The following is a 23,652-nucleotide window of genomic DNA, read 5'->3' on the forward strand; positions in this document are numbered from 1 at the left end:
GTAGAGTCGTTTTTGTTAGGTACCGGGTTAGTAAAGTGACTGTGAGTTCTGCGTCAATAGGCAGGGTGGTTCTTAGTGAGGAGGGAGCCTGATATGAAGACAATGAAAAAAGTCCTGATTGGACTGGGGATTATTTGTGGGATAGCAGCGCTACTAGTCGTACAGTCGCAACCTAAACGTGCGACCACCCAGCAATCATCAGCCAGTAATACGCTAACCATTAAGCACTATCGCTTTTCAATCAAGGACAGTGGGGCTGACTACGAAACGGCGATTCCCTTAGCAAACGCCCGAGTTAATATTTATGGCATTAACCGGACGACCGGTAAGCAGGTGTTTTTAAAAACCACGACAACGAACGCAACTGGGGCGATTAATCACTTGAAATTAAAAGCCGACCGCCGATTTGATCAGGTCAAGCTGACGTACTTCTTTGGCAACAAGACTCGCGGCTACGCCATTACCTTAAAGGATGTCCGGTATCAGGTGAGTCACACGCTCACGGTCGCCAAGAACCGGACGCTCAACTCTCAACGGATCGCGGTGTATCAGACGCCGGTCATTTCTGCGGCCATGTACTATCGGCTTGCGCGGCTAAACAAAACCTACGCGGATGTCTATCGGAATCAAGCGGCTGCTATTAAGGCGGCGTCACCCTATATTGACACACACCGGGCAACCCTTAAGCCGATTGATTTAATTTATGATCCAACCCTGACCGATAGTCAAAGCTCTTTCCACAGCCGTGGCAAACAAGACAACGACGGTGGAGTGATTCGGCGGTCAGTCATTTGCATCAATACCAGCAATCAGACGCAGGAAACCATGAATTCTGCGGTCAGCCATGAGTGGGCTCACTGGAACATGTGGCGAGTCAACAACAAGTTGGCGGCGGGGAGCTATGCCAGTCATTCCGCTTATAATACCGACCCGGGTGTCAGTTACAAGGAAGGCTGGGCAATTTTCCAGCGATACCGGTACATGTTTGGATTAACCCGTGGTTTCCCGTACGACACTATCGTTCAAAAGAATCCCGCACTGTATGGCAAATCGACCAACAATACCGTCTGGGGCGCATTAAATGATTTATTTGATATCAACTATGGTCAGTACGCGGCGCTCGAGGATGATCCGTTTGACGTTTATCAGTTATTTGTGCATGGGGATGATAGCTTGGCTAACAAAGAATTGATCAATGAGGGACTCATGTATGCCACGTTAGTGAATAGTCGGGCGACGACTTTCAAAGGATTCTATCAGTACTTGGCGGCCTACGCGGATAAATCTAAGGATAAGACTATCAAGGGTAAATTGTTTCGGGCCATGGCTGTGAATGGCATTGATAAGAATGGGGATTTTATGATTAAAGGTTAATTTACAGTGACAGAAAAAAGAGACGGTAGCGGTGAACACTTAGTCCACAACTACCGTCTCTTTAAACGCAATAAGCTAAAATTTTAAAACCTGTTGGCCATAAACCAGGTTCACGTGTAAGTCATCCGCAACCTGTTGAGCATCCGCAGCGGTGATATTGGCCGGAACCAGGGTCACACCATCTGCGTCGGCCAAACGCTTGCTGGCAACCCAGTCGGATTGGCGGTCATCACTGGCCGTGCCGGCACTCAAGACGCGGTCGACACCCTGACTGGCTAACCAGTCCAGTGCCGTGCCCCGGTCTTGGGGCCGAATCTCGTCAAAGGCTTGGCCAAATGTCAGCGTCATTCCACCAGCGGCGGCAATCAACGTGCTGAGCACCTCGACGTCCAGCTGGTGTTGGTCGGTGAGGGCCCCGAAGATGGCGCCGTCCACACCTAATTGTTGGGCTTCCAACAGGTCGGCTTCCATCATTTTAATTTCTACGCCGTTGTAAGGCACGTTGCCACCACGAGGGGCGATGATCAGGTCTAAGGACACCTGGTGTTCGTGGGCGTAACGCACGGCCTCGGCCATGACCCCCTTGCTAACGGTCGTGCCACCCACGGCCAAATTGTCGGCCAGTGCCACGTGTTTGGCGCCGGCACGAATGGCAGCGGGGAGGTCAGTATAATTTTCTAGTAACGGTTCAACTAAGAGCAAAATCGTCATCCTTTCTCTGCTTGCTCTGCGCAAGCGGCTAACAGTATGGTACAATATATCCACTCTGGTTAAGCTTATGGTTCGTTCCCGGCGGCGGATTCAAAACGCCCTGCTATGGGGCCGGTTCCAGCCTGGAAAGCGGGCTTCCACCTCGACTTTGTGCCTGAGAAGCGGTCACAAAGGTCGTCCCGTGGGCTAGGTCGGACAAGAACTCCGACCAAGACCACCGACACAGCTGGGCGTTTTGCCCCGCCTCTGGTCACTGACACTGGCACCTCGCGGATGCTTTTACCATCCTTAAGGTGGGTCCTGCCAGTTGGATTGGGAACAATCGCTGCCGTTTCCGGCGGCGGATTCAAGCCACCCTGCTGTGGGGTCGGTTCCAGCCTGAGAGGCGGGTTTCCACCTCGACTTTGAGCCAAAAGGCGGTCTCAAAGGTCGTCCCATGCTCTAAGCTGAGAAAAAACGCTCAGCTAAGACCATCGACACAGCTGTGTGGCTTGATCCGCCTCTGGTCACTCAGACTGGCCACTCATTCTCCCGTCCTCTGGGCTGTTTAACAGTTGACCGGGAACGGCCAGTAACCAGCACAAACGTTAGCCAACTGACTAGTTGTTACCCTTAATGGGTTTAATCAGTAGGGGCTGACCTAATCGTTACAGCGAACCAATGAATCAATGAATCACAGCTTAATTCCAAAGCTCATTAAAGAATAAGCAGGAAACCTGCGATTTCGATCGCAGGATGAATGCTAGAACTTAACACTTTCTAAAACATATGTTCCCCTATTGGACAGCTAAGCATGGTATACTTAGACCAATCTTCAGGGGAGGTAGCTATTGGTTAAACTAGGTCGAACGATTAAATTGCGACTCTATCCAGACATAAAACAGTCGGCCGATTTCTTAGCAATGAGCAAGGAATACCAGCGATTAGCTAATATTGTCAGTCAATGGATCTTTGACCATGAGTTCCCATTAAGTTGGTTAAAAATTAATCACCAGCTGTACCAAGTTCTCAGACAGGAATCGCCATTGAACAGCCAAATGATTCAGTCTGTCTTTCGGACGGTTGCAGCGCGTTACAAAACTGTTCAGGAACAGATGAAACAGCATCCTCGCCGTTATAAGAATGAAGACAACAAGTGGGTTCAAGTTCCCAGAGACTTGACCTGGTTGGAGAAACCCATCCATTTTCGTCGACCACAGGCAGATTTAGTTCGTCAAAAAAACTATTCCTTTGTGGATGAGATGAAACAAATCTCAATCACCACCCTGGGTAAGCGGACGAAACTGTGCTTTACCGACAAAGGCTTCGAAGACTATTTTTGCGGAGACTGGAAACTTGGTACCGCAAGATTAGTCCACAGTCGTGGTAAGTGGTTCATCCATATTGGCGTCACCAAAGAAGTTGATGACTTTGACAAACAGGGCTGTCCGAAGATTGTCGGTATCGACCGTGGTCTACGCTTTCTGGCAACGATCTATGATCACTTGGGCAAGACATTGTTCTTTGACGGCCAGAAAGTTTTACGCAAGCGAAAGAAGTTCCTAGAAATTCGGCGACAACTGCAAAGTAAAGGTACCAAGTCTGCCAAGAAAAAGCTTAAGCAATTAGCTCAACGAGAGAACTGTTGGATGACCGATGTAAATCATCGGATAGCTAAGACACTCGTTGCAGTATATGGGTCGCATACACTCTTCGTTTTGGAAGACTTAACCAACGTAACATTCAACACTGATGATTTACCTAAATCTCTGCGAAACAGCCATCGTTCCTGGTCTTTTTTCCAGCTAGAGTCTTTTTTAACATACAAGGCTCAGGCTATTCAAAGCACCGTAGTGAAAGTGAATCCAGCATTCACTTCACAACGTTGTCCCAAGTGTGGACTGGTTGAGAAAACCAACCGCCATCACGATACCCATGAATATTGGTGCGTTCAATGCCATTATCGTTGTAACGATGACCGATTAGGAGCCATGAATATTGAGATGCTTGGACAGAATTGGTTGAGCGGCGTCAAGCACCCAAAGATTACAAAACTAACGACTGTCGGGTAGATCCTGATAGTTAAACGGGTAGTCGTCAATTACCCGATGATGTTGCCACTACAAGTAGGAGTGCCTAACCGGCATGTTGGACTACTGTGTCGCCAGACACGTGAGCGACAAGCCTCTGAATTTATTCAGGGGCAATTGACTTAATCATTCAAGGAGTGACGCATTTGAAATCGGAATCTAAACAACACCGGTCGTGGTTTTGGAGCTGGGTCGTGAACAATCGGCTAGTTTCCATTCTAACAATCACGCTCCTTATTTTACTCATTTTATTGGTCCTAAGTAAAGTCCCATGGCTCGCGACGCCGTTTATTTTAGTGGGACAGATTCTGGGACTGCCCATCATTCTGGCCGGCATCGGGTATTACCTGATGAATCCGGTGGTGGATCGACTGGAAAAGCGGGGCGTGCATCGGAGCTGGTCAATCATTGGCCTCTTCATTGTCGTGGCGCTTCTGCTGGCCTGGGGTGTCGTTAGTCTGATTCCCATGGTCCAACGGCAAACCACGACGCTGATTACCGAATGGCCGCATTACTGGAATCAGCTCACACGGACCAGTATGCAGTGGCTCCAGGATGACCGGCTCGACGGGGTGCGCAAACAGTTGGATCAGTTTAACCAACAACTGTCGGACAGTTCGTCGTCCGCCTTGTCCAGTCTGGCCAAGAATACGGTCAGCTCGGTCGGCGGAATCGTCAGTCGCGTGGTGTCCATTGTGGTCGCCATCGTGACGGCACCGTTCATTTTATTTTATCTCTTGCGTGACGGCCACCAGTTGCCCGACTATTTAGCCCGACTGTTACCGGTGAGCCGGCGCAAGTCTGTGGTCACGTTGTTGCGGGAAATGAACCGCCAAGTCAGTAACTACGTGCGGGGCCAGCTGGTCGTGGCGTTTATCGTGGCCGTGCTGTTCTACATTGGGTTCCTAATCGTGGGGCTGAAATTTGCGCTGCTATTGGGCATCGTCGCTGGGGTGTTGAACCTGATTCCTTACCTGGGGTCGTTTCTCGCCATGATTCCAGCAGTGGTGGTCGCGGCGTTTGTGTCGCCGTGGATGCTGGTGAAAGTCCTCATCGTCTTTATCGTTGAACAAACGTTGGAAGGCCGGATCATTTCGCCACTAGTCCTGGGGAGCTCCCTGAAAATTCATCCGTTAACGATTATTTTTATCTTACTGATTGCCGGTAAGGCCTTTGGCGTGGTCGGTGTGGTCCTGGGAATTCCGGGGTACGCCGTCATCCGGGTCGTGGCAACCGAATTTTTCCATTGGTATCAGACATTTGTCGGCGGCTACGAAGAACCGCAGCCCGTCGTGACAGAAACAGGAGAGAAGCCACATGAAGAAGATTGATCAAGCGGCGACATTTTTAGCCGCACACACCCAGCTCTTTCGCTGCCCGGTGTGTTTAGCCCCTTATGCGACCGTTGAAGGCCACAGCTTAATTTGCCCCAACGGCCACAACGTTGACCTGTCCAAGAAGGGGACGCTGTACTTTATGCAGCGCGCTGTGGCCAGTGAATATGATAATGACATGTTAGCCGCTCGGCGACGCATGCTCCAGGCCGGCCTGTTTGCGGGTATCACGGACGCCTTTGCGGCCAAATTACCCGCCAGCCCCCAGACAATTTTGGATGTCGGCTGTGGTGAGGGAACGCCGCTCGATGACGTGCTGAAACACCGGAACGGCCAGGATGCCGCGGTCGGCTTTGATTTATCCAAGCCCGGCATCAACCTTGCCACCCAACTGGACAATGACGCCTTCTTCTGTGTGGCCGACTTGGCGCAGATGCCATTTGCAGATCACCAATTTACGGCGATCTTGGACCTGTTTTCGCCATCGGCCTACAACGAGTTCAACCGGGTACTAGCGCCTGGTGGTAAATTGCTGAAGGTGATTCCTAATCCGGATTACCTGATTGAACTGCGCCAGGCCATCTTCCCAGCCGGCAGTGCGCACGCCAGCTACGACAACAGTAACGTGCTGGATCTGTTCCAGAAGCACTATCCTAACGCGACCGTGGAACGGATTCGGTACCAAGTCCCCGTTCCAACCGAACTTTTCGCTGATTTGATGCTGATGACGCCGATGCACTGGGGTGCCGATGAGGCCCGCTTGGCCGAGGTCAAGGCCAATCCGTTCCCAGCCATCACCGTCGACGTGACCCTGTTAACCGCTGAGGGCGTGAAGTAAAACGTTTAAAGAAAGCGATAAAAAATGCTTGTGAACCTGACAGGACAGTGTTATATTTATCGATGAGAAATCGTTTGGCAGTTGACATCAGTGAAAGCTGTTGGTGGCTGACAAGTAGCACTTCACTAAAGTAGTCCCTCGCCGTGCCCACACCGAGGAGCTGCTTTTTTTCTTGCGCTAAAATAACTAGCAAACGCCCCGAAGACAGTTGCCTTCGGGGCGTTTGTGTCGTGACACGGGTTTGGTAAGGTCCAAGCTAGTCGGCAGGGCTGGTCGGCTGACGTCATTGATGCTTACGATTTCGTAAGCTCAGGAAACCACCGGTCAAACTGGCCAGTAGTAAGGCGAGTCCAGCCACGATGATGTCAGCGGATTGGTGATCACCAGTCTGTGGTAAAGTCCTGGACGGATAGGTCGCTGCAGCGTGACCGGTTGGGGGCGTCGTAGTTGGCGATTGTTCCGTTGCGTGGTGACTGATGGCTGCGCTGGTTGCGGGATGGTTAGAACTGGTACTGCCATGACCAGGGGTGATGGTTGCAGTTTGACCGGACCCAGTTGGTTTGAAAATCGGTTTCCCAGGTTTGTTAAACGTCGGCTTCGTTGGTTTGCCGGGGACGGTCACACCAGGGTAGCCGGGATCATCAGGGGTAATGGCTGGGCTTTCGGGTTCTGGAACGATTGGTTCAGGCTTAACGGGTGGGTAGGTGACGCCAGGCGTGGAAGTCCCGGGGATTTCGCCGCCAGGTTTTTCAGTCCCAGGTCCTTCAACGCCGGGTGCTTCAGGCCCACCAGGTTCTTCGGTACCGGGCTTTTCGCCACCAGGTGCTTCAGGCCCGCCAGGTTCTTCAACGCCAGGAACTTCAGGTCCGGGTTCCTCAGGGCCTGGTTCACCGGGTCCAGGTTCTTCGGGGTTGGTCGGTGGGATAACTTCTTCGGGCTGGCCAGCGCCATAGACTTCAACGGAAATGTACCCACTCTTAAGGTAATCGTGCGTCGCAAAGAAATTGGTGAAGGTACAGATGCCAACGTGACTGCCAATGGTAACGTCCCATTTGCCAATGATGGCCTTGCCATCGTAACTGCTCATGTCAAAGGACCGGGTCCGGGTAACGTTGACGTTCTTGGGAATATAGAAATACATGGTGTCACCGGCGTTGACCTTTTCGGCCTGGCTGATGGACCAACTGTACTTAACGTTGTAAACATTATCTACGGGTAAGACCGCGGTGTGTGACATGACATTCCCACCGGGGACACTGACAATTTTAGCGTCAGGCTCGCTAGTTCCCTTAGCTGGAATGACACGCGCATAGGCTTGGGTAGGTGATTCAAATAAAAAGATGAGTGCTAGGCTGGAGGTAACCAGTAGCGCAAGTTTTGTTCTTCGTCGCATGTTTTCTCCTCCTATCAGACTGAAATATGGCCCCTCTCCGACACCCATAAGTTAACACGTTTATACGCTGAACATTAGTATCTTGATTTGTTCGTTAAGTGACTCTTGGTTGTCCGATTGTTGATTTGACGGGAATCTTGTAGAACGGTAGGGAAGCACAGTCACGTTTTAATTGACAAATACGTTTCTGTGATGAAACTATTGTGCATCTGGTGGAATGGGTGTAAGTGGCCTGTTTCTAAACGCCAACGACGTGCAAAACAGGTGAAACAGTTTGACCAATAATAGGTCAGTTAGGTTAGCCGGCTGAGACTATCAAGATGGTGAATAAGTCTGACAAAAGCCCCGAAGACGATTGCCTTCAGGGCTTTTGTGTTGTGACATGGGTTTGGTAAGGTTTGGGTCAGTTAGCTGAGCGAGCTAATGGTCGGCTGATTGGCCTTAACGTTAGGGGGGAGTGGGGGTAATTAATGCTTACAATCTCGTAAGCTGAGAAAACCACCGGTCAAGCTAGCTAACAAGAGGGCGAGTCCGGCGACGATGATGCCACTGGATTGGTGATCACCAGTCTGGGGTAAGGTCGTGGACGGATAGGTCGCTGTGTGCTGACCGGCAGCGGGGGTCGTCGTGGTTGGCGATTGTCCTGTTGCGTGGTGATTGATGGCCGCGCTGGTTGTGGGATGACTAGCCGTGCCACTGCCTTGCCCGCTAGGGGTGATGGCCGCGGTTTGACCACCGGTTTGGGTGGACGTGGTTGGTTTGTGAACAGGCTTCCCGGGCTTGTTGAACGTTGGCTTCGTTGGTTTGCCGGGAACGGTCACGCCAGGATAGCCAGGGTCATTGGGCGTAATGACGGGTGTTTCGGGTTCTGGAACCACTGGCCCAGGCGTAACGGGTGGGTAAGTGACACCAGGCTTGCCGGGAATCTCGCCAGCTGGGTTTTCACCACCGGGCTCTTCAGGGTTGGGTTCTTCGGTCCCGGGTTCTTCGACACCAGGTGCTTCAGGTTCGCCAGGTTCTTCGGGACCAGGAACTTCGGGTGCTTCAGGTTCACCAGGTTCTTCGGGGCCTGGTTCTGGCTCCGGTTCTGGTTCTTCAATCCCAGGAACTTCCGGTTCAGGTTCTTCGGGATTAGGTTCCTCGGTGCCAGGTTCTTCTGGAGTGGTCACTGGTGGTGTCACTTCTTCGGGTTCACCAGCACCACGGACTTCGAAGGAAATATAGCCTTCCTTACGGTACTTGTGGGTGGCGAAGAAATTGTTGAAGGTGCAGACGCCGACGTGACTGCCGATGGTGACGGTCGTTTTGCCAACGCTGGCCTTGCCGTCGTAACTGGCCATATTAAAGGACCGGGTCCGGGTGACATTGACGTTCTTAGGAATATAGAAATTCATGGTGTCACCGGCATTGACCTTTACGGTGTTGCCGATGGACCAAAAATATTTAACGTCATAGACGCCTTCCTCAGGTAAGACCGCGGTATGTGACATTTCTTCTTTACCAGGGTCGGTGAGAATGGTGGCCTCAGGTTCACTGGTTCCACTAGACGGAACGACTCGCGCGTAGGCTTTAGTAGGTGATTCAAATAAAAAGATGAGTGCCAGGCTGGAGGTAACCAGTAGCGCAAATTTTGTTCTTCTTCGCATATTTTTTCCTCCTATCAGGCTGAAATATTGCCCCCTCCGACACCCATAAGTTAACACGTTTATACGCTCAACATTAGTATTTTAGTTTGTTCGTTAAGTGACCCTTGGTTGCGGAATTGTTGATTTAGTGGGGATTGCGTAGGACGTTGGCGAAGGAGCGTCATATTTTGGTTGATAAATATGTTTCTGGAGGAAAACTATTGGATGCATGTTTGAATGGTTGTAAGTGGCCTGGTTCTAGCTGTAGACGACGTTATGAAACGGGTGGAATAAGTTAGGGGGTAATATGCTGGTTTAAGGCAATACTTGGGTAATATTAAATTGTCTATTCGACGGTGATATAGAGAGCAAGTCTGATAAGGGATGAATATGGTAATTGTAAAGGTTAAAATCAATGTGAGTGACCAGAGGCGGATCAAGGTGACCAGCTGTGTCGATGGCGTTAGCTGGCGTTCCTGTCAGCTTACGGCATGGGACGACTTTGGAGACGTGGGGGCTTCACGGCTCCAAAGCGAGCTGGAAGACCGCCCCTCAGGCTGGAAGCGCTCCCCACAGCAGGTGGAATCCCTGGAAGCCGGAGGCGAATGTCAACGCACAATTTTCTGGTCAAATTCATGAGTTGTCTGGCGTTCAGCCCTTGTCAAAGACCCGGGGGAATGGCTATAATAATGGGACAGAACGAATGTTTGACAACAGAACGGAGAAGAGAATTTATGAGTAATCACATCGCGTTATTTGAACCCCTGTTTCCCGCCAACACGGGGAATATCGCCCGGACCTGTGCCGGGACTGACACCGTCTTAGATTTGATCAAGCCCCTCGGTTTTTCCGTTGATGACGCCCACTTAAAACGAGCTGGCCTGGACTACTGGGACAAGGTCGACGTCCGCTACCACGAGAACCTGCCGGCGTTTTTAGAAACGATTTCAGACCCCACCCAACTGTACTTGGTTTCTAAATTTGCGGACCAAGACTACACGGAACCCGATTACAGCGTCAACGAGAATGATCACTACTTCTTATTTGGCAAGGAAACGACGGGCCTGCCTGAACCCTTCATGCGCAAGCACACCGAAAAATGCATCCGGATTCCCCAAGACGACACCCATATTCGGGCCCTGAACCTCTCAAACAGTGCGGCCATCGTGATCTACGAAGTCCTACGCCAACAGGCCTTTCCTAACCTGGAACGGGTCCACACGTATCCGCACGACAAATTAAAGTAAGCGAAAGGAGGCAGTCGGTTGGCTACCAAACGAAAAACGACCCGGCGTCGCACAACCACTAAGCGCAAGCCGGCTCGCCGTAAAGCAACAAAGCAACAACCGTTTCCCTATACCGCAAACGTTATTGGCCTGGCCCTGATTGCTTTAGCTGGACTGGGTCTCTTTAACCTCGGGCTCCTTGGCACGCTGGCCGCCAATCTGGTACGGCTGGTGGTGGGAGATACCTACGAATTTGGGCTGATTTTGGTGGCTGCGGTGGGGGTCGCGCTGACCATCACCGGCACGCTGCCCCGGATTGCCCGTCACTATTTAATTGGTGGGGGCTTGATCTATAGTGGCTGGCTGCTCTGGATGAGCGCCAACCACTTTATTGCCGTCGATATTCACAGTCAGTTTTTACCTACGATTTGGCACGCCGGCCTGGCGGACCTGGTCACGGGTGGCCTGACGTCTCAATTGGGCGGTGGCCTGGTCGGGACGTTACTCCTGAGCGTGATTGCCTGGCTGATTGCGTTGGTCGGGTCTCAGATTGCGGCTTGGCTGATTATGCTGGGCGGGGTCATCGTGTTCTTCCAGATTCCCCTGGCCAGCATCGAACACTGGCTCCAGACGGTCTGGTCTACGCTCCGGCACGGTTTACAAGCCAGTGGTACAGCCCTGAAAAATGGGGGCGAACGCGTCAAGGAGCGGCAGGCCAAGCGCAGTGAGCAAAAGCCGACGGTCACCGTCACAACGCCCACGGATCCGGACAAGAAGGACTTGCCCGAACCGAAGCCGCAACCAACGCCCAAGCCACAACCGGAACCCAGCTACCACATCACGGTGGCCGCGGATGCCTCAAGTAAGAAGACGACCAAACCGGCCGCCGATGCGCCAGAGGATACGGCCGTGGCCGATGCCTTGGCTAGCAGCACGCCAGTCGACCCGAACTATCAGTTACCAACGGCGGACCTGTTGAAGCAGGTGCCACCGGCTGATCAGACCGAAGAAGTTAACGCCATTGATGCCAACACGAAAATTTTAAAACAAACGCTCGACAGTTTTGGCGTCGATGCCGAAGTGAAAAACGTCAGCCTGGGGCCGTCCGTGACCGAGTACGAATTACACCCGGCCATCGGGGTCAAGGTCTCGCGTATCGTGAACCTGGCCGATGACCTGGCCTTAGCCCTGGCCGCCAAAGGGATTCGGATTCAAGCGCCGATTCCCGGCAAATCCTTGATTGGGATTGAAGTTCCCAACAAGGAAGTCTCCACCGTGGCCTTCCGTGACGTGGTCGAGGCCCAGCCGCCGCACCCCAACAAGCCGTTGGAGGTGCCGCTGGGTCGGAACGTGACCGGGGAAGTCGTGACCATGGACCTCACCAAGATGCCGCACCTGCTGATTGCGGGGGCGACGGGGAGTGGGAAGTCCGTGGCCATCAACGGCATTATTACCAGTATGTTGATGAATGCCCGGCCCGACCAGCTGAAATTGATGCTGATCGACCCGAAGAAAGTGGAACTCAGCGTGTACAATGGGATTCCCCATTTGCTAACGCCTGTGGTTTCCGAACCCAAGAAGGCTGCGCGAGCCCTGCACAAGGTCGTGGCTGAAATGGAACGCCGCTACGAACTGTTCTCACAGTTTGGACAACGAAAAATTTCCGGTTACAACGCCTTCGTCCAAAAGGCCAACGCCGAGGACGACCAAGCGCGGCCAATGTTGCCGTACATCGTGGTCGTCGTCGATGAATTGGCTGACTTGATGATGACGGTCTCCAGCGAAGTTGAAGACGCCATCATCCGGTTAGCGCAAATGGGACGGGCCGCCGGGGTCCACATGATTTTGGCCACGCAACGGCCATCCGTGGACGTCATTACCGGTCTGATCAAGGCCAACGTGCCATCGCGGATTGCCTTTGCCGTGTCCAGTGGAATCGATTCCCGGACAATTTTGGATACCAACGGGGCCGAAAAGCTATTGGGTCGCGGGGATATGCTGTATCAACCCGTCGACGCCAACTCGCCGGTCCGAGTCCAGGGGGCCTTTATCCCGGATGAAGACGTCTCTAGCGTGGTTGAATTCATCAAGCAGCAACAGTCTGCGGACTACGATGAAGACATGATGGTCACCGACGAGGAAATCCAGCAGGAAGAGGCTGGCGACAGCGATGATGAGCTGTTCGATGAGGCGTTGAGCTTTGTGGTCGACCAGCAAAAGGCCAGCACCTCGCTATTACAACGGCGCTTCCGGATTGGCTATAACCGCGCCGCCCGCATCATGGATGACTTGGAACAACGTGGTTACATTGGGCCGCAGGAGGGGAGCAAGCCCCGCCAAGTCTACAAGCAACCAGACAACCCGGACCAACCCAACGACCAATAGGTTTTGCGCCTTTGCGGTCGCCTTGCCGGGCGGTCAACAATAGGCCGGAACGCGGTGGGCAGGACCGGCCAGAGCCAAAGGACGGTCTCTGGCCTCGCTTGGAACCGCCAAGAGCGCGTTTCAAAGACGCCATTTAGGACCTGACCTTATCAGGCCAGGTCCTAAATCCCACGGCTGAGCCTATTTTTGACCGCTCTATCGGCTGACACTGGCTTAAACCGATTTGGTCGTTGCTGGTCAGGACGTATCATGGTTATAATGACTTTTAAGTTGCTTTATTAAAATAGGGTTTCAAATCTGTTGTTTTTCCAGATTTGAAACCCTATTTGTTTACTTCGGCGGCCAAGCTATCGATATTTTTTGAGTCCTTTTAAGTAGGAAAATAGTGGTTGCGGTCAATTTATTTTTCACATGGTTAATAGCAAGTCAATTCTACTTAATGCTTTGAATATGAATGACGTTGTTAGATTGTCGTGAATAATATTAGTGTCTCACTTTAATACTTACGTTAAAATATTTAGTGTCATATTAAATGTGGAAGCGCTATACTAAAAATAGGAGATGGTTTACAATGGAAAACAAATTGATTAAGCGCGCTATTATTAGTTTAGGAGTCGCGGTCGTGGGGTTAAGCCTAGGAACGTTTGTTGGAAGTCCAACTTCAGCATTCGCTGATGATGTGGGTACCACTGCAGCTTCAGATGAAGAGAGTCCGTTCGCTGTGACCACTCTTTTTTTTAAACCGACTAGCGGCGAACCAAAAAAAATTATTGACGAACTTACACAGCTTGGCACTGACGAGTCAGGTAAAGTCAGTATGAATGATTTTTTAGCAACAAAGTTTACTTCAGAGTTTAATAAGGGGTACTCGGTATATGACGAATTGGCTATTTTCTTTCAATATGCAAATAAATCGTCGGAACGGGCTCAAGGAATTGCGGATCTAGAAAAGATTGTTTATAGAAAAGAAGGTGTAAGTGATGAAGAAGTTACCAAGGAGGTTGCTCAAGTGTTTGATATGGGAATTACTATGATTAATAATTACCATTTTCAAGACATGACCATTGATCTTGCTAAGACTACAACGGAAGCAAATGAAAACAAGGTTGTCATATCTGATTTGGATAGTTCCGACCCGAATTACGAATATGCAAAATTTAAAACTCAAGACTTTTATGTTTATTTGAAGCCCAAAGTGACTAGTAGTCCTGTTGTCGACCAGTCCAGTTTGACTGCTGATTCACAGGCAAGCATAACGGTGGGACAAACGGTTGATGCTGATACGTTTAACGCGAAGGCTACCAATAGCGCGGGTGACAGCATTCCAGTCACCGTTGACACGAGTAAGGCTGATCTCAAGAAGCCGGGTACCTATTCGGTCATCCTTACTGCGGTGAACGGTGAAACTAAAACGGTGACTTTGACCGTTCAGGCTGCCCCAAGTCCTGTAGTTCCCCAGAAAAAGGCAGTTTACGCGTTAAAAAAGATTTACTTGTATCAGAAGCCAACGTTTAACCAACATCAGCGACTAGCAACTTACGTTAAAACGAACCGGACCAATCGGCCAATGTTTGTGGTTGAGGGCTATGCGCGCTCTAAGTCGGGCCTGTTGCGTTATCAGGTGAAGGATACCGCGGGCAAGACGGGGTATATTACGGCTAAATCTGCTTTTATCGCACCTGTCTATTATCAAAAGTCCGTTAAGCAAATCAAAGTTTTAAACAAGAAAGGTATTAACAGCTATCAAGATTTGAAGTTAACCGAGGCTGGGAAACACGTGAAAATGGGCAAGACGCTGAAGGTTATCGGCTTAAAGCATTATCACTTAACAACCCGTTTTGAATTAAGTAACGGGCAATATGTGAGTGCCAATAAAAAGTTAGTTATCGCGGTTAAATAAGTTCTAATACTAATGTGATGGACCATCACCCATCAGTAAATAATTCAAATAACTTAACTGAGTCTCTCCCGAATCACCTAAATCGTTGGTGATGCTGGCCACCAAGGGTATCCTGTGGGTCAGACGGGGGAGGCTTTTTCGATGGAATTGGGGACTTGGTCCGACTGGTTTGAAGCGGTCGGCGAACTATTGGCGGTTGTGGTGGCACTGTTTCTGCCAGTCTATCAGGAACGCAAGCAGCAACGGTTGACGCGCCAACGGGTCAGCCGCAACGTGCAAAGACTGACGGTGTCGTTACTGGGAACGACCCGGAACAGCGCGACTTGGGAAGCGGATTTTCACACGCTGAAGACCATCCTACAACTATACGGGGCCTTACTGACCGACGACCGGGGCACACCCATCGTTGTGTTGGGGGAACAACTCGTGATTGCTGTGGCGGAACCGGTCCCAGATCAACCAACCATCTCAAAGCTGTTAGCACAATTAGAGGCATGCAAGTAAAAAGGGAACCGCCAACCGAATTGCGTTGACGAGTCCCATTTTTAATTTGTGAACAATCTAATAAGTTAAGTTTCTGACCTAACTGGGGCTGAGAAAATCCCGGAGTCAAGGGAAACACAGAACGATTGAAAAATTAATTAATATTCGTTGCGGGTAGCGATACTTGATTCTAGAAGAGGTTGCCAGCGCAGAAAAAAAGCCGCCAACATTCGACTGAATGTGACGACGACCCATGCTAGCCCATTAATCCTAATGAAGAAATGGCACCAAAGACCAGAGATCCAATGGTTGCGATGATCATGATCCAAACGAAAACGTTCGTGATTTTTTGAAATGTTGATTTTTTCTTTTTTTCCATGCGGAAGTAGCCACCTCTTTGCGTCTAGATTACTCAATTAGTTTACCGTGGCAACGTCAGAATTGCAACCGCCACGCAAAAGTTGTCGCGAAAACGTAAAGCTGGGCCGTCGTGGCGGGGAAGATGACGTGTTTTCACGGCAACTCGTTGCGAGATGATGGGATATATCTGCAGAGAATTAGAGTCGGCAAACAAACCGGTTGCTTGCGAATGGCAGAGGGGTGTCTAGTGAACAAAGTTTAAGAAGCGTTAACGTTCTGCCCAGTGATTGCAACGTTCGCTAGAAATCCTTATAATTAAACGGAAGTATTCAAGAACGATACGACTGATTTCACGTTGGCACATTCCCGGGATGGTGAAAATGAACCGGTAAGTGATTGCCGTTTCCGGCGGCGGATCCAAGACGCCTCTGGTCGCTCAGACTTGCGAATCATTTTTCATGGTGGTTGTTCCACCAATCTTTTACTGAAACGTGTCATGTCTTCAGGACAATAGTAGTGGCATGTGACTTAGTCGTTGCCGGAATGAACCGGCCGTGGACACGGGGTAGTGCTGATTTAAACGCGTGTCAGCCGGAGGTCGGTGAAAATAGGCTTAGCCGTGGGAGACCGCTCTTCGGCTCCCACCGTCCGCCCACCGCGTTCCGGCCTATTTTCACCGACCTGGAGGCGCGGGCTAAGACACAATAAAACAAGCAAACAAAAAATAAGGGGGAAGTCGCATGACGTTTTGGACCTCGCCGGCGGGCACACTGGCCATCCTAGTCATCGGCTGGCTGTTGATTCGGGGCGTTAAGCGCCTGTTGAAGAAACACTGGCCAGCACAATTGAACACGTGGGACCTGATGGCGCCGATTTTTATCGGCACGTCACTCCTTTTGATTCCAGCGGGAGCGGGGCAAATTTTACCGTGGCTGATCATCGGGTGGATGGCCATTGGTATCGTTGTGACACTTTTACAAGCGATTCACAACAAAGAGTTACTTTACTCGACCTTTTTCCGAACATTCTGGCGGCTGACGGACCTGTATTGGGTCGTTGGATTTGCCGCGTGTTTTTTAGTGGTTATTGGCTAAATTAATGCATAAATATTAATTTTTTTGGTTATCAACTCATTTTTAGTAAGCGTTGCAAAACGCGCTAGGCCACGGTGAACACTTGTTCGCCGTGGCCTTTTTAAGTTTTGTGGGGAAATTTATAAAAATTCGGAAACGTTGTGGTAGAAAGTGGGGGGGTGTGGTAAACTTGGTGATAGTTACAAATGGGAGTGATTGGCTATGTTTATGGGGGAGTTTGAACATTCTATCGACACCAAAGGCCGGCTGATCATTCCCGCCAAGTTTCGGGAACAATTGGGCGACCAATTTGTTGTCACTCGGGGTATGGATGGCTGTTTATTCGGTTATCCCATGCCAGAGTGGGGAGCGCTGCAAGAGAAATTGAAAGCCTTGCCAGTCAATCGCAAGGATGCCCGGGCCTTTGTCCGGTTTTTCTACTCAGCAGCAACGGAATGCGAGCTCGATAAACAGGGCCGCATCAACCTCCCCAAATCACTTCGCGACCACGCAGCGTTAACCAAACAGTGTGTGATTGTCGGGGTGGCGAATCGCTTTGAAATTTGGAGTGCCGACCGGTGGCAGGACTTTTCCACCACGGCAGAAGAAGACTTCGACGATATTGCTGAAAATCTCATTGATTTTGGCATGTAACGTTTAGGAAAGGAGAGTGTTTATGGAAGACTTTCATCACGTAACGGTATTACTTAAAGAAGCGGTGGCTGGGTTAGCCATTAAGCCAACTGGCACCTACGTTGACTGCACTCTCGGTGGCGGCGGCCATAGCCAGCGCATCCTTGAGCAGTTGACGACCGGTCATCTGTACGCCTTTGACCAAGATCAAACGGCGATTACCTACAACGAAGAACACTTAAAAAAATATATCGATGAGGGCAAATTAACCTTTATCAAGAGCAATTTCCGAGACATCCAAGCCCAACTCAATCAGCGGGGAATCACCGCGGTTGACGGCATCTTGTATGATCTGGGGGTTTCCTCCCCGCAATTTGACGAGGCGGACCGTGGCTTTAGCTATCAACACGACGCACCGTTAGATATGAGAATGGATCAGAGCCAGAAATTGACGGCCTGGATCGTGGTCAACGAATGGGAATTCAACGACCTGATGCGGATTTTCCACCGGTACGGCGAAGAAAAATTTGCCAAGCCGATTGCCAGAGCCATTGAACGGCACCGGGCGACCGCACCAATCGATACGACTGGCCAGCTGGTCGAAATCATCAAGGAAGGGATTCCCGCCGCGGCTCGTCGTCACGGGGGCCATCCTGCCAAGAAGGTGTTCCAAGCCATCCGCATCGCCGTTAACGACGAATTAGGGGCCCTGGAAGACTCCTTGGAACAAGCTGTTTCTCTCATGGATTTGAACGGCCGCATCAGCGTCATTACCTTCCAGTCCTTGGAAGACCGACTGGTCAAGACCATGTTCCGGGAAAAATCCTCGTTGCCTGATTTACCCCAAGGCTTACCCGTGATTCCGGACAACCTGCAACCTGATTTCAAACTAGTCAATCGCAAACCTATTTTGCCGTCTGAAGAAGAACTAGCGGCGAACCACCGCGCACATAGCGCAAAGCTCAGAATTTTAGAAAAAATTAAGTAGTCTTACCAAATCTATTAATTCGACATAGGAAGATGATTATTTATGGCGCAGAATAATTTAGCTGAAGCGGTTCCCCTCTCGCCGGAACCCCAACAACGCCCAAACATAGAACAGCCGCAACGTCAGGCTCAACCCCGGGTCGCCCCACAAGGCAATCCGAGCAGCCAAAAGTTGCCGATTTCTAAATTCGAAAAATGCTTGTTAACCGCCTGCGGCTTAGTTTTAGCCGTTTTGATGGTTTGTGTTGTGTCCTCCAAAATTACCATGACCAACGCGCAGCATAACCTGCAAAGCATCAACAACCGCATCACGACCGTGCAGAACCACAACACGAACGCACAACAACAGATCAATGAGTTGCAGAGTCGTAGTCGGCTTGATAAAATTGCTAAGAAGCAAGGCTTGATTTTAGAAAATGCCAGAATAAGGAATGTAAACAAATAATGAAAGATTCCCACGAGCGTCAAACGACAAATCAGCAACCCGGCAGAAACCGCAAGCATTTTGGGCAGTTTCTGTTTTACGCTATCTGCGTGTTGTTTATTTTTGTTGTTTGCCGCTTTTCGTATATCGCGATCGGTAAGAATGTCCAGAACGTCAATCTGAGTTCCCAGGCGCAGAAACTCTACACCGCCAATGAAACACTGAAAGCCAAGCGGGGCACCATTTATGATGCCAACGGCCAGGCTATTGCCGAAGACACCAGTGTCTACTCACTCTACGTGGTGCTGGATAAGCGCCAAAAGGGTGTGGACGGGCAGAAGCTTTACGCCACGAATAAGCCCAAGATTGCGCGTGTTTTGGCAAAGTACTTGCCCATCAGCGAGAAGAAGGCCCTAAAGGCGTTGAACCCCAGCAATCGCAACACGTTCCAAGTTGAATTTGGGACAGCGGGGCAAAACATTTCGTTAACCACTAAGCAGAAGATTCAAAAGGCCCATCTTAACGGGGTCAATTTTATTCAGCAGGAAGCCCGGCTGTATCCCAATGGGATTTTCGCTTCCCATCTAGTGGGACTAGCCGAGTCGAAGACCAACAAGGCGGGGGAGACCACGCTGGCCGGGACCATGGGACTCGAGCAGGCGTTTAACAAAGAACTGACTGGGACCAATGGTTCGCAAAAGATCAAGAAGGATATGTACGGCTACCAGTTACCGGGAACCAAGCAAAAATCCAAGAAGGCTAAGAACGGCGATAACGTGTACACCACGCTGGATACGCGGCTCCAAACCCTGTTGGAAACGGAAATGAGCAGCGTCCAGGACCAGGTCAAGGCCAACTCGATGAACGCGGTCCTGATGAACGCCAAGACCGGTGCGATTCTCGCCGCCACGCAGCGACCGACCTTCAATGCCTCGACCAAGGCCGGACTCAGCCAAATCTGGCGGGATACCCTGGTTCAGGATGCCTACGAACCGGGTTCAACGATGAAGGTCTTCACCATGGCGGCCTCCATTGACAGTGGCAATTACAATGGGAATGCCACCTATCAATCCGGGAAATATGCCATCGGTAATCAAATTGTTCCTGACTGGAATACGTCTGGTTGGGGAACCATTACCTACGACAAAGGATTCGCTCTGTCTAGTAACGTGGCCATGGCGCACCTGGAACAACAGATGGGCGCCAAGACCTGGAAGAAGTACATTGACCGTTTCCGGTTCCTGAAGAGTACCCATTCCGGCTTGCCGGGCGAGTTGTCCGGGAGCATTGCCTTCCAGCGGCCGATTGAACAGGCCGACACGTCCTTTGGTCAAGGGATTCAGGTTACGTTCTTCCAGATGTTACAGGGGCTGACGGCCATCAGTAACAACGGGAAGATGATGAAGCCTTACGTCATCAGTAAGGTCACCGACCCGAACACCAACAAGACCGTCGCCAAGTACTCGCCGAAGACCGTGGGTAACCCCATTTCAGCCAAAACGGCTAAAGCGGTTCGGAAACACATGGAAGATGTCGTCTATAAGAGTTATGGTATTGGGGGCGACTATAAAATGAGTGGCGAGCGGGTCGCTGTCAAGACCGGTACCGCTCAGGTCAGCAACGGGAGCGGGTACTTGTCGGGGGACGACAGCTACCTGTACTCCGTTGCCGCTATGGTGCCCGCAAGCAATCCCAAGTACGTGATGTACATCACCATGAAACAGCCGCACTTGGGGAGTAAGACCGCCACGCAGCTGTTGGCGTCGATCATGAAGCCAGTCATGGCGCGAGCCCTCCAAGAGGATGCCCAAATGACCAAATCAGCCAGCGCCAAGATGCCTGCCGTGACAGGGAAGTCGACCACCAGTGCCTCAAGCGCATTGACCAAGGCCGGCGCCACGGTGACCATTCTGGGAACTGGGAGTAAGGTGCTCAGCCAGTCCGTCAAGACGGGGACCACGCTCTACAATGGGCAACGGGTCTTTCTGAAGACCGGTGGTGCTGTCGCACTGCCAAGTTTAACCGGCTGGTCCAAGGGTGATGTGGTAAAATTAGCACAGATAGAAGGATTGAAACTGACCGTGTCCGGTGACGGGTACGTCACGAAACAAAGTGTCAAGGCTGGCACCAGTGTCGGATCCGGCGCGGGGCTCACGGTCACGTTGAAACAAAACAAATAAAAGAGAATGAGGATTGAGTCGAACAATGATGAATGTGATTTTACCCCTGTTGGGTGGATTTGTAATAACGGCGGCGTTTATGCCGTCATTGATCCGGTACTTCCGGGCGCGGCACGAAGGCCAAATGATTCGTGAAGAGGGCCCCACGTGGCACGAAAAGAAATCAGGAACCCCAACCATGGGGGGCCTGTTATTCATTGTTGCGATTGCGGTGATGACGCTCGCGACGAGCTGGATCGTTGGCCCACACCATGTGCTGTCGACCACGTGGATCTTACTGTTCATCCTGGTCTTGTACGGCGCCTTAGGGGCGTGGGATGACAGCATCAAGCTGTTTCACCGGCAAAATGAAGGCTTAAAGGCCTGGCAAAAACTGCTGGGACAAATCGTTGGGGCGTTGATCTTATTCTGGGTCTACACCCACGAACAACTCCCAATGGCCCTGCACGTTCCGGGGATGGGCAACTGGCACATGAGTGGCTGGTATGCCGTCTTCGTCATTATTTGGTTAGTTGGCTTCAGTAACGCGGTTAACCTGTCCGATGGCCTCGATGGCCTGGTGAGTGGGTTGGCCAGCATTGCCTTTGCGGCCTACGGAATCGTTGCCTGGGACCAGCACCAACTCAACATCGCTATTTTCTGTTTTGCCGTAGTCGGCAGTCTTCTCGGTTTTCTCATCTTTAATCACAAACCAGCCAAGATCTTCATGGGTGACACCGGGTCATTGGCCTTAGGTGGAGCCTTAGCGGCCGTGTCAATTCTGTTGCATCATGAATTGTCCCTGCTGTGGATTGGCCTGGTCTTTGTGATTGAGACGGCGAGTGTTATTTTGCAAGTTGCCTCATTTAAGCTAACGGGTAAGCGAATTTTCCTGATGAGTCCGATTCACCATCACTTCGAAATGAAGGGGTGGAGTGAATGGAAGATTGATTTGACTTTCTGGGGAATTGGGTTGATTACCGCGGTTACTGGCTTGTGGGTCATCTTACCAAAGTAGAGCTGCGACTGTGGTGGGGCTAACCCGCACGCCGCAGGTTAGCCCCTTTTTTAGGTTCTCTGGCTGGGCTATTTACCGCTGCGTTGGTTAGGTCCTCCGCCTTGTGGGGAACGGCTGAAGCCAAAGAGCGGTCTTCAGCCTTACTTTCAAGCCTCGCTGAAAATCGTGAGTCTCGAAACCATCCCAGGGTGTAAGGCCGGGAAGAACTGAAGTGCCGTAAAATTATTAGACAGAAAGACTAATAATTTTGAGGTGGTTCCATGAAGAAATATACGTTTGAGTTCAAAAGACGAGTGGTCAAAGAATACTTAGATGGTCAGGGTAGTGCTTTAGACTTGGCTGCTAAGCATAGAATGGCTACCGCAAGTCTTGTGGCCCGTTGGGTTAATCAGGTTAGATCAGGAGGATTTAAGGCTCTCCATAATCATGGTTGGATTCGATACCCCCTAGAGTTCAAAATGGAAGTGGTAGACTATTACCTGAACAATCATGTGAGTTTAAGTGCTACAGCTCGGTATTTTGAAGTTGATAATCCTACCATTAGTAAATGGGTTCGCAACTATCAAGAAAAGGGCATCGATGGCCTTGAGCCCAAGGATAAGGACAGGTATCAATCGATGAAAAAACAACCAAGACCAACGACTGAAAAGGAACGTCATCTCCAAGCAGAACAACGGTTAGAACATGAACTATATCAAGTCAAGATGGACCGTGATGCTTTAAAAAAATTGTTAGCCGTAACTCGCAAAAACCATCCAATGGGGACAAAACAGAAGTAGTCTATGAGCTACGGGAAAAGTATCCAGTTCGTCAACTTCTCAAGGTATTACACTTGAAACGTGCGACCTACTACGATCGACTGAAACGCAATGAGAAGCCGGATAAGTATGCACAATTGAAGACTGAGATTAAGAAAATCTTCGTTCAATCCAAACAAACTTATGGCTATCGGCGCATTCAGCTGTGTACAGAACGTGATGGCTTCAAAGCTAGCCCAGATACCATTCTCAAGCTCATGAATGAAATTGGTATTCGACCTAACATGTATTCTCGGCATACGTCCAAGTATCGGTCATATAAGGGCCAGGTTGGGAAAATAGCTCCCAACATCCTTAACCAGCACTTCAACGCGACTCAGCCCCTTTCAGTGCTCCACACGGACGTCACTCAGGTACGATTGGCTAATCAAAAATGGGCTTATATTTCAGCGATTATTGATGAAGCTAGTCGAAGCGTTTTGGCCGTTAAGATCAGTGCTCACCCAGATAAAAAGCTTATTAAGGCGACACTAAATTCACTTAAGCCCAAGCTACCAGATGATACTTTTCCAATTCTTCATTCCGACCAAGGCTGGCAGTATCAGATCAAGAGTTATCGTCACAAACTGCACAAAATGCATATTATTCAAAGCATGTCGCGAAAAGGTAACTGTCATGACAATGCGCCGATTGAAAGCTGGTTCAACCTACTAAAGCGAGAATGTCTTTATCGCCATAGTTTAAAGAGCCTAACGTCTTTGAGAAGACTCGTCTCACGCTACGTCAAATGGTTTAATACGGAGCGCATTACTTTGATTCATGGTGGGTTAACCCCTGCCAAGTATTGCCAGAAGATGCAAGTTGCATAGGTCAGAAAAGTGTCTAACATTTTACTTGCACTT

At 50.4% G+C, this 23,652-nt stretch carries 20 protein-coding genes; 16 read left to right on the forward strand and 4 right to left on the reverse strand.

All coding sequences use genetic code 11. From position 1 onward, the window contains the following. Positions 1–93: 93 nt before the first annotated feature. Positions 94–1,374, forward strand: a complete 1,281-nt coding sequence (locus ACEPST_RS11250; RefSeq protein WP_204121786.1) for a hypothetical protein — start codon at positions 94–96, stop codon at positions 1,372–1,374. Positions 1,375–1,449: 75 nt separating this feature from the next. Here the strand turns inward: ACEPST_RS11250 and ACEPST_RS11255 are convergent, their stop codons facing one another. Further along, positions 1,450–2,085: a copper homeostasis protein CutC gene (locus ACEPST_RS11255; RefSeq protein ID WP_308440065.1), complete on the reverse strand. Its 636-nt coding sequence runs from the start codon at positions 2,083–2,085 to the stop codon at positions 1,450–1,452. A gap of 830 nt (positions 2,086–2,915) precedes the next feature. Here ACEPST_RS11255 and ACEPST_RS11260 point away from each other — a divergent pair. The 3 genes from ACEPST_RS11260 (at position 2,916) to ACEPST_RS11270 (ending at position 6,326) form a co-directional block, all read left to right on the forward strand. Next, positions 2,916–4,136, forward strand: coding sequence for an RNA-guided endonuclease InsQ/TnpB family protein (locus ACEPST_RS11260; RefSeq protein ID WP_204121784.1), 1,221 nt, complete (start codon positions 2,916–2,918; stop codon positions 4,134–4,136). 164 nt (positions 4,137–4,300) lie between these two features. Next, complete coding sequence (locus tag ACEPST_RS11265) at positions 4,301–5,485, forward strand: AI-2E family transporter (protein ID WP_203646011.1); 1,185 nt, start codon at positions 4,301–4,303, stop codon at positions 5,483–5,485. Beyond that, positions 5,472–6,326: a methyltransferase domain-containing protein gene (locus ACEPST_RS11270; protein ID WP_204121783.1), complete on the forward strand. Its 855-nt coding sequence runs from the start codon at positions 5,472–5,474 to the stop codon at positions 6,324–6,326. The genes ACEPST_RS11265 and ACEPST_RS11270 overlap by 14 nt, the downstream gene beginning before the upstream one ends. A gap of 283 nt (positions 6,327–6,609) precedes the next feature. Here ACEPST_RS11270 and ACEPST_RS11275 read toward each other — a convergent pair whose 3' ends face one another. Further along, positions 6,610–7,719, reverse strand: a complete 1,110-nt coding sequence (locus tag ACEPST_RS11275; RefSeq protein ID WP_204121782.1) for an Ig-like domain-containing protein — start codon at positions 7,717–7,719, stop codon at positions 6,610–6,612. 467 nt (positions 7,720–8,186) lie between these two features. After that, positions 8,187–9,365: an Ig-like domain-containing protein gene (locus ACEPST_RS11280; protein WP_204121818.1), complete on the reverse strand. Its 1,179-nt coding sequence runs from the start codon at positions 9,363–9,365 to the stop codon at positions 8,187–8,189. Between the two features lie 713 nt (positions 9,366–10,078). On the opposite strand from ACEPST_RS11280, the gene ACEPST_RS11285 reads away from it, so the two are divergent. The 4 genes from ACEPST_RS11285 to ACEPST_RS11300 all read left to right on the forward strand — a co-directional run bounded on the left by ACEPST_RS11285 (position 10,079) and on the right by ACEPST_RS11300 (position 15,359). After that, on the forward strand, positions 10,079–10,591 hold the full coding sequence (locus ACEPST_RS11285) for a tRNA (cytidine(34)-2'-O)-methyltransferase (RefSeq protein ID WP_204121781.1): 513 nt from the start codon (positions 10,079–10,081) through the stop codon (positions 10,589–10,591). Between the two features lie 18 nt (positions 10,592–10,609). Beyond that, a complete protein-coding gene (locus ACEPST_RS11290) occupies positions 10,610–12,955 on the forward strand; it encodes a DNA translocase FtsK (RefSeq protein WP_204121780.1) in 2,346 nt (781 codons plus the stop codon). A 571-nt stretch (positions 12,956–13,526) separates the two neighbouring features. Next, positions 13,527–14,855, forward strand: a complete 1,329-nt coding sequence (locus tag ACEPST_RS11295) for a DUF5776 domain-containing protein (RefSeq protein ID WP_395390844.1) — start codon at positions 13,527–13,529, stop codon at positions 14,853–14,855. A 141-nt stretch (positions 14,856–14,996) separates the two neighbouring features. Continuing rightward, complete coding sequence (locus tag ACEPST_RS11300) at positions 14,997–15,359, forward strand: hypothetical protein (RefSeq protein WP_204121777.1); 363 nt, start codon at positions 14,997–14,999, stop codon at positions 15,357–15,359. Positions 15,360–15,594: 235 nt separating this feature from the next. On the opposite strand, the gene ACEPST_RS11305 is transcribed toward ACEPST_RS11300, so the two are convergent. Further along, positions 15,595–15,717, reverse strand: a complete 123-nt coding sequence (locus tag ACEPST_RS11305; RefSeq protein ID WP_125577081.1) for a DUF4044 domain-containing protein — start codon at positions 15,715–15,717, stop codon at positions 15,595–15,597. A gap of 721 nt (positions 15,718–16,438) precedes the next feature. Between ACEPST_RS11305 and ACEPST_RS11310 the strand changes: the two genes are divergently transcribed. The 8 genes from ACEPST_RS11310 (at position 16,439) to ACEPST_RS11345 (ending at position 23,619) form a co-directional block, all read left to right on the forward strand. Beyond that, positions 16,439–16,792, forward strand: coding sequence for a DUF3397 family protein (locus ACEPST_RS11310; RefSeq protein WP_203646022.1), 354 nt, complete (start codon positions 16,439–16,441; stop codon positions 16,790–16,792). A 201-nt stretch (positions 16,793–16,993) separates the two neighbouring features. Further along, complete coding sequence (mraZ, locus tag ACEPST_RS11315) at positions 16,994–17,425, forward strand: division/cell wall cluster transcriptional repressor MraZ (protein WP_125763100.1); 432 nt, start codon at positions 16,994–16,996, stop codon at positions 17,423–17,425. Positions 17,426–17,447: 22 nt separating this feature from the next. Beyond that, positions 17,448–18,392 carry a 16S rRNA (cytosine(1402)-N(4))-methyltransferase RsmH gene (gene rsmH / locus ACEPST_RS11320; RefSeq protein WP_203646023.1) on the forward strand — a complete coding sequence of 315 codons (945 nt, stop codon included), beginning with the start codon at positions 17,448–17,450 and terminating at the stop codon, positions 18,390–18,392. A gap of 42 nt (positions 18,393–18,434) precedes the next feature. Continuing rightward, positions 18,435–18,836 carry a cell division protein FtsL gene (gene ftsL / locus ACEPST_RS11325; RefSeq protein WP_204121776.1) on the forward strand — a complete coding sequence of 134 codons (402 nt, stop codon included), beginning with the start codon at positions 18,435–18,437 and terminating at the stop codon, positions 18,834–18,836. Beyond that, positions 18,836–20,995 carry a penicillin-binding transpeptidase domain-containing protein gene (locus ACEPST_RS11330; RefSeq protein ID WP_395390848.1) on the forward strand — a complete coding sequence of 720 codons (2,160 nt, stop codon included), beginning with the start codon at positions 18,836–18,838 and terminating at the stop codon, positions 20,993–20,995. The genes ftsL and ACEPST_RS11330 overlap by 1 nt, the downstream gene beginning before the upstream one ends. A 25-nt stretch (positions 20,996–21,020) precedes the next feature. Next, positions 21,021–21,992, forward strand: a complete 972-nt coding sequence (gene mraY / locus ACEPST_RS11335; protein ID WP_374706465.1) for a phospho-N-acetylmuramoyl-pentapeptide-transferase — start codon at positions 21,021–21,023, stop codon at positions 21,990–21,992. 260 nt (positions 21,993–22,252) lie between these two features. Next, entirely contained in the window at positions 22,253–22,771 is a 519-nt protein-coding gene (locus ACEPST_RS11340; protein WP_204122297.1) for a helix-turn-helix domain-containing protein, read from the forward strand. After that, entirely contained in the window at positions 22,720–23,619 is a 900-nt protein-coding gene (locus ACEPST_RS11345; protein ID WP_204122298.1) for an IS3 family transposase, read from the forward strand. Before ACEPST_RS11340 ends, ACEPST_RS11345 begins: the two co-directional genes overlap by 52 nt. Positions 23,620–23,652: the final 33 nt, after the last annotated feature.

Origin of the sequence: Levilactobacillus sp. FUA 3915 (assembly GCF_044053135.1) — a bacterium.
In the GTDB taxonomy this organism is placed as follows: domain Bacteria; phylum Bacillota; class Bacilli; order Lactobacillales; family Lactobacillaceae; genus Levilactobacillus; species Levilactobacillus lanxiensis.

Excerpts from the sequence above, each read along its gene's own strand:
- ACEPST_RS11250 (WP_204121786.1), top strand. The coding sequence starts at position 94 with ATGAAGACAATGAAAAAAGTCCTGATTGGACTGGGGATTATTTGTGGG.
- ACEPST_RS11255 (WP_308440065.1), bottom strand. The coding sequence starts at position 2,085 with ATGACGATTTTGCTCTTAGTTGAACCGTTACTAGAAAATTATACTGAC.
- ACEPST_RS11270 (WP_204121783.1), top strand. The coding sequence starts at position 5,472 with ATGAAGAAGATTGATCAAGCGGCGACATTTTTAGCCGCACACACCCAG.
- ACEPST_RS11275 (WP_204121782.1), bottom strand. The coding sequence starts at position 7,719 with ATGCGACGAAGAACAAAACTTGCGCTACTGGTTACCTCCAGCCTAGCA.
- ACEPST_RS11280 (WP_204121818.1), bottom strand. The coding sequence starts at position 9,365 with ATGCGAAGAAGAACAAAATTTGCGCTACTGGTTACCTCCAGCCTGGCA.
- ACEPST_RS11285 (WP_204121781.1), top strand. The coding sequence starts at position 10,079 with ATGAGTAATCACATCGCGTTATTTGAACCCCTGTTTCCCGCCAACACG.
- ACEPST_RS11295 (WP_395390844.1), top strand. The coding sequence starts at position 13,527 with ATGGAAAACAAATTGATTAAGCGCGCTATTATTAGTTTAGGAGTCGCG.
- ACEPST_RS11300 (WP_204121777.1), top strand. The coding sequence starts at position 14,997 with ATGGAATTGGGGACTTGGTCCGACTGGTTTGAAGCGGTCGGCGAACTA.
- ACEPST_RS11305 (WP_125577081.1), bottom strand. The coding sequence starts at position 15,717 with ATGGAAAAAAAGAAAAAATCAACATTTCAAAAAATCACGAACGTTTTC.
- ACEPST_RS11310 (WP_203646022.1), top strand. The coding sequence starts at position 16,439 with ATGACGTTTTGGACCTCGCCGGCGGGCACACTGGCCATCCTAGTCATC.
- mraZ (WP_125763100.1), top strand. The coding sequence starts at position 16,994 with ATGTTTATGGGGGAGTTTGAACATTCTATCGACACCAAAGGCCGGCTG.
- rsmH (WP_203646023.1), top strand. The coding sequence starts at position 17,448 with ATGGAAGACTTTCATCACGTAACGGTATTACTTAAAGAAGCGGTGGCT.
- ftsL (WP_204121776.1), top strand. The coding sequence starts at position 18,435 with ATGGCGCAGAATAATTTAGCTGAAGCGGTTCCCCTCTCGCCGGAACCC.
- ACEPST_RS11330 (WP_395390848.1), top strand. The coding sequence starts at position 18,836 with ATGAAAGATTCCCACGAGCGTCAAACGACAAATCAGCAACCCGGCAGA.
- mraY (WP_374706465.1), top strand. The coding sequence starts at position 21,021 with ATGATGAATGTGATTTTACCCCTGTTGGGTGGATTTGTAATAACGGCG.
- ACEPST_RS11340 (WP_204122297.1), top strand. The coding sequence starts at position 22,253 with ATGAAGAAATATACGTTTGAGTTCAAAAGACGAGTGGTCAAAGAATAC.